Origin of the sequence: Sporichthya sp. (assembly GCF_013815995.1) — a bacterium.
Lineage (GTDB): Bacteria > Actinomycetota > Actinomycetes > Sporichthyales > Sporichthyaceae > Sporichthya.
Genome location: NZ_JACDFE010000261.1, coordinates 1 through 5,524, shown reverse-complemented (window position 1 = coordinate 5,524; position 5,524 = coordinate 1). Strand labels below are relative to the sequence as shown.

Below are 5,524 nucleotides of genomic sequence, written 5' to 3'. Positions count from 1 at the left end.
GATGGACGTGGTCCGGCGCGGGCACGGCGAGATCGGCGGGCTGCGGGTCGGCATCCTCGGCTACGGCCCGGCGGGGTCGATCGCGGCCGGCCTGTTCGCCGCCTTCGGCTCCGAGGTCGCGTACTGGTCCCGGACGCCCCGCGACGCCCCCTACCCGTGGCTGGAGCCCGCGGCGCTGTGCGCGCGCAGCGACATCCTCGTGCTGGCGCTACCGCTGACCGCCGAGACCCACGGCCTGGTCTCCACCGACCTGCTCGCGGCGATGCCCACGGGGGCGTACGTGATCAACGTCGGCCGCGGCAACGTTCTCGACCACGCGGCACTGCTGGCGGCGCTGGAATCGGGTCATCTCGGCGGCGCGGCCCTCGACGTGTTCCCCACCGAGCCCCTGCCCGCCGACGACCCGTTGCGGGACAACGATCGGATCCTGTTGTCCCCGCACGCCGCCGGCGGCACCCGGCAGTCGGTGCAGCGCATCATCGGCAAGTCCGTCGCGAACCTGCGCCGCGCGCTAGGCGGCGAGCCGGTGATCGACGTGGTCAACGGCCTCGAGCCGCTGATCCGGCGGCACGGATGAGTCACGACGGGAACGGGCGATCAGGCCGATCTGCGACCAGTTCGCAATAGCGAACAATTCGGGTCTAGGCTGCTGGGTATGCGCCTGCCCGCCGCTCTTCTCGCCGCCCTGCTGGTCCTCCCTCTCGCCGCGTGCACTGACGACGACGCAACCCAGGGTGCACCCGGGCCCAGCGCGAGCGCGGCGCCGACACTGCACGTGGTCACCACTGTCGCGCCGATCACCTCGATCGCCGCGGCCGTCGCCGGCGACCGGGCCCGGATCGACGGGATCGTGCCGGAGGGGACGAACTCCCACACCTTCGAGCCTCCGCCGAGCGCAGCCAAGGTCCTGTCCGAGGCGGACCTCGTGATCATCAACGGGCTCAAGCTGGAGGACCCGACCAAGGAGCTCGCCGAGGCGAACATGAAGGACGGCGCGAAGCTCCTCGAAATCGGTACCGAGGTGCTGGCCGAGCAGGACTACATCTACGACTTCTCGTTCCCCAAGGACGAGGGCAAGCCCAACCCCCACCTGTGGACCGACCCCACCTACGCCATCAAGTACGCGGAGCAGATCCGCGGGGCCCTGACGGAGATCGACTCCGGCGGCCGGGACTACTACGACGCCAATTACCAGAAGTTCCGCGAGCAGGCCACGGCACTCTCCGACGCCATCAAGGCCGACCAGGAAAGCCTGGACGCCGACGATCGGGAACTGCTGACCTACCACGACGCCTACGCGTACTTCGCCAAGTCCTACGGCTGGAACGTGATCGGCGCGATCCAGCCGAGTGACTTCTCCGAGCCTACTCCGAAGGAGGTGGCGGAACTGATCGACCAGATCAAGGAGCAGGGCGTCAAGGCGATCTTCGGCTCCGAGGTCTTCCCCAGCAAGGCGCTCGCGGAGATCGGCAAGGCCACCGGCGCGGTCTACGAGGACACGCTGCGCGATGACGACCTACCGGGCGCGCCCGGCGAGCCCGAGCACTCCTGGCTCGGGCTCATGCGCTACGACTTCCGCACGATCATCGCTCGACTCGGCGGGACCACGAAGGCGTTGGACGCCCTGGACACCACGCCGGCTGTACCCGACACCGCGAACTATCCGCAGTGAACGCCACCGACTACCACGGCCACGGCCACGGGGAGACCCCGAGCGGCACCGGTGAGTCCCTTATCACTCTGACCGACGTCGCGTTCCGGTACGGGCCCGCGCCGGTGCTGACCGACGTCGAACTCACCGTCCGACGCGGTAACTTCACCGGCGTGGTCGGTCCGTCCGGCTCGGGCAAGACGACCCTGCTCCGGCTGCTGCTGGGCACGTTGCGCCCGGTGGCCGGCACCATCGACCGCTCCCCCGGCCTGCGGGTCGGGTACGTGCCTCAGTTGGAGAGCGTGGACTGGAACTTCCCGGTCACCGTCGCCGAATGCGTCCTGATGTCGCGCTCCGAGCGGCGGGTGCCGTGGCCCAGCCGCCGCGAGCGGGCGGAGCTGTCCGCCATCCTGGAACGGCTCGGCATCGGTGATCTGGCGAACCGTCACATTCGCGCGCTGTCCGGCGGCCAGCAGCAGCGGATGTTCATCGCCCGCGCCCTGATGTGCTCCCCCGACCTGTTGTTGATGGACGAACCGACGACGGGCGTCGACTTCACCAGCCGGCACGAGATGCTGCACCTGCTCGGGGACCTCAACGCAGCCGGCACCACGATCCTGCTGACCACGCACGATCTCAACGGCGTCGCCGCCCACCTGCCTTCGCTGCTCGCGCTGAACCACACCGTGATCGCCGCCGGAGGACCCGCCGAGGTGATCACGGCGTCCGTGCTGGAGCGCACCTTCGGCGCACCGATGGAGGTGCTCCAGCACCTCGGGCTGCCCGTGGTGCTCGATCCCGGGCCGCACCTGGCCCCCGTCCGAGCGCGCCGGACGGGCTGAGCCGACCGTGTGGGACCTCCTCGACCCGTACCACTACGAGTTCTTCGTCCGCGGCGTCCTCGCGGCCACCCTCGCTGGTGCGCTGTGCGGGCTGGTCGGGGTGTTCATCGTGCTGCGCGGGATGAGCTACATCGGCCACGGGCTCTCGCACTCGATCTTCGGCGGCTTCGCGGTCTCCTCCGTGGTCGGTGCCAATTACTACCTCGGCGCGGGTGTCTGGGGCCTGGCCTCGGCGCTCGCGGTCAACGCGATCGCCCGCAGCAAGAAGATCGGTGCCGACGCGGCGATCGGGGTGATCACCACCGCCTCGTTCGCCTTCGGCATCGCGCTGATTTCGATCTTCGGCTCCCGCGGCGCGAGTTTCGATGCCGCGCTGTTCGGGAGCATCCTCGGCATCCGCCCGTTGGACCTGTGGGTCCTGGCCGGCGTCTCGGCGGGGGTCGTGGCGATCATCGTGACCCGCTACCGGGCCCTGCTGTTCACCTCGTTCGATCCTGACGTGGCCGGCGCCCACGGGGTTCGGGTGGCCGCCACGGACGCGCTGCTGATGCTGGCGCTCTCGATATCGATCCTGGCGACGCTGAACGTCATCGGGGTCACCCTGGTCGCGGCGGCATTGGTGATCCCCGCCGTGGTGGCCCGGATGTTGACGCACTCGTTCGCGCACATGCTGGTGCTGTCGACCGCGATCGGGTCGGTCGGCGGTTTCGTCGGCATGAACCTCAGCTACCACCTGGACGTCCCGTCCGGAACGATGATCGTGCTGACCGACGCCGCGTTCTTCGTCGTGGTGCTGGCCGCCACCAGCGTGCGGCGCCTGCCCGACCTCGCGGTCCCCGCGCCTGTGCGTGCCGAGCGCCGCATTCCGATCAGCTGAGCCCGAACCTCGGCGTCAGGCGTCGAAGCGGAGCGGTCGGCGACCTTGGAAGCCGACGTCGGGCTTGTGGTACCAGGCCAGCCCGAGGTCGCCCTCCAGCCAGCAGAGCAGGACGTTCTCCTCCTCCAGGCTGGCGGGGAAGTCCATCAGCATCGGAGCCCAGCCCCTAACCTGCGCGCCGGTCTCCTGGATGGTGCGCATCAGGCTCTCCAGGCGCTGGTTGAGCTCGTGCAGTTCCATCGCTCCGCCCAGGGAGTGACCGCGGATGGACGCGCCGAGCTCGGCGGCGTCGGCGCGCAGCGCGATGAACCGCTCGAGGGTCGGCATCAGCTCGAGGAGGACCTCACGCGCCTCGGCGACGGTGAAGAGGGGCACGGGCGCCATGATTCAGCGTGCCACGCCGGCACGGGTAGCGACTACTTGTTGTTCACGATCCGTGGGTTCGTGTCCGGCTTGAGCCAGCGGACGATCCAGGCCATGTCGGCCGGGCTCCCGATCTGCAGGCAGCCGGCGGTGGGCACGAAGGGTGCGCCGGGGTTGGAGGTGTGCATGAAGATCCCGCTGCCCTTGCCCGGCACCGGGCGCTCGCCCCTGCCCAGGGTCAGCCGCGGGTTGTTCCAGTCGATCCACAGGCCCCAGCTCATCATGCGCCGGTCGCCGCTGCGGTTGCCCTTGACCTCGACCCAGGTGTTGTAGGACTGGCCGCCCGCGTCGCTGACCACCGAGGTGGGCAGCCGGCGCCGCCACGGCATCTCGGTCGGACGCTCCTTGGTGGTGGAGAACGTGGTGATGATGCCGTAGACCCCGCTCGGGGTACGCATGTCGCCCTGGTGACGGGACGCGGCCGAGGCGAAGCCGCTCTGACCGACCTGGGACCGCACGATCATCGGTCGGGTGTTCTTGCCGGAGCCACGGGTGACGATGTGCCAGCTGCCGTCGGCCTTCTCCCAGGCCTCGGTGCGGGTGCACCAGATCTGCGCGCACCACTTGTCGGTCCGGATGGTGCGCAGCACCTGCGTGGTGCTCTCGGGCAGGCCCTTGGCCCAGGCCGGCTGCGAGACCCCCTTGACGGAGGCCTTGAGCGGGCCGGGCTGGACCCCGAAATTGGCGGTTTGGATCTCGGCGGACTCGGCGACCTGGGTGGACGGGTCGAGCGCTCCGGTGATGCCCAGCGCGCACACCACGGCAGCGCCGGTGACCAGCGCGATCCGGCCCACCCGAGCGCCCCTGGGGCGCCGGTGGGCATGCGCGGTGGTGGGGCGGCTGTCCATCTGCGCAACGATCCGCCGCGGTAGACCCCGCCGAGGGCAATAAGCGCGCGGCGAGACGCACACTTGACCGGCTCCTGACGGCCTTTCACCCGAATCGGACGAACCGCCGTACGCCCGCTAACCCGTCCGGGCGAACCGGCAGGCGCCCCATTTCGCAACGGATGTCATCCGTTGGGACGAGCTGCCGATGTCATCCGTTGTGAAGGGTCAGCCGCGCAGGACGGCCCCAGTAGCGGCGGAAGCGGCGGCCACGGCAGCGTCGCGGGCAGCCGTCGCCTCCTCGACCGTCAGCGTCCGGTCCGGGGCACGGAAGCGCAGCGCGAACGCCAGCGACCGCTTGCCGGCACCGAGCTGATCGCCGATGTAGACGTCGAAGAGCCGGATCGACTCCAGCAACTCTCCCGCACCGGACCGCAACGCGGCCTCGACCTCGGCGGCAGGCACAGCAGCGTCGACCACGAGGGCGACGTCCTGCGTCGCCGGTGGGAAGCCGGAGATCGCCGGCGCGGCGGCCAGGGCACCGCCGGCCGCCAGCAGGGCGTCCAGGTCGAGTTCCATCGCTACCGTCCGGGCCGGCAGCTCGAGGGCGCCGATCGCCCGCGGATGCAGTTCACCGGCGTGCCCGATGATTCGCTCGCCCCCGGGCGTCCGCACCGCGAGGGCGGCGCACCGGCCCGGGTGCCACGGCGCCAGGTCCCCCTGACGCACCATCAGATCTGCGCCGGCCGCAGCCGCCGCGATCCGGGCCGCCTCGATCGCGTCCTCCCAGGTCACCGCCAGGCCCGGGCCCCACCAGCCGGCCGGGGTACGCAGCCCGGTCAGGACCGCAGCGAGGTGGCGCGGCTGCGCCGGCAACGAGGCTTCGGTGGCCGCGAGCTCCTCC

The 5,524-nt window shown here is 70.5% G+C and carries 6 protein-coding genes and 1 pseudogene; 4 read left to right on the top strand and 3 right to left on the bottom strand.

Going from position 1 to position 5,524, the window contains the following annotated elements; all coding sequences use genetic code 11:
- The 4 genes from H0X00_RS20985 to H0X00_RS20970 all read left to right on the top strand — a co-directional run.
- A partial coding sequence (locus H0X00_RS20985; RefSeq protein ID WP_293774510.1) for an NAD(P)-dependent oxidoreductase occupies positions 1-577 on the top strand: 577 nt, incomplete at its 5' end.
- A 78-nt stretch (positions 578-655) separates the two neighbouring features.
- Entirely contained in the window at positions 656-1,672 is a 1,017-nt protein-coding gene (locus H0X00_RS20980; RefSeq protein WP_293774508.1) for a metal ABC transporter substrate-binding protein, read from the top strand.
- Positions 1,669-2,493: a metal ABC transporter ATP-binding protein gene (locus H0X00_RS20975; protein WP_293774506.1), complete on the top strand. Its 825-nt coding sequence runs from the start codon at positions 1,669-1,671 to the stop codon at positions 2,491-2,493. Before H0X00_RS20980 ends, H0X00_RS20975 begins: the two co-directional genes overlap by 4 nt.
- A gap of 7 nt (positions 2,494-2,500) precedes the next feature.
- Positions 2,501-3,370 carry a metal ABC transporter permease gene (locus tag H0X00_RS20970; protein ID WP_293774504.1) on the top strand — a complete coding sequence of 290 codons (870 nt, stop codon included), beginning with the start codon at positions 2,501-2,503 and terminating at the stop codon, positions 3,368-3,370.
- A 15-nt stretch (positions 3,371-3,385) separates the two neighbouring features.
- Here H0X00_RS20970 and H0X00_RS20965 read toward each other — a convergent pair whose 3' ends face one another.
- The 3 genes and pseudogenes from H0X00_RS20965 to H0X00_RS20955 all read right to left on the bottom strand — a co-directional run.
- Entirely contained in the window at positions 3,386-3,745 is a 360-nt protein-coding gene (locus H0X00_RS20965; protein ID WP_367186717.1) for a DUF2203 domain-containing protein, read from the bottom strand.
- Between the two features lie 41 nt (positions 3,746-3,786).
- A complete protein-coding gene (locus H0X00_RS20960) occupies positions 3,787-4,641 on the bottom strand; it encodes a L,D-transpeptidase family protein (RefSeq protein ID WP_293774500.1) in 855 nt (284 codons plus the stop codon).
- A 207-nt stretch (positions 4,642-4,848) separates the two neighbouring features.
- Positions 4,849-5,524, bottom strand: a pseudogene (locus tag H0X00_RS20955) (phenylalanine--tRNA ligase subunit beta); the annotation flags it as partial.

Excerpts from the sequence above, each read along its gene's own strand:
- H0X00_RS20980 (WP_293774508.1), top strand. The coding sequence starts at position 656 with ATGCGCCTGCCCGCCGCTCTTCTCGCCGCCCTGCTGGTCCTCCCTCTC.
- H0X00_RS20960 (WP_293774500.1), bottom strand. The coding sequence starts at position 4,641 with ATGGACAGCCGCCCCACCACCGCGCATGCCCACCGGCGCCCCAGGGGC.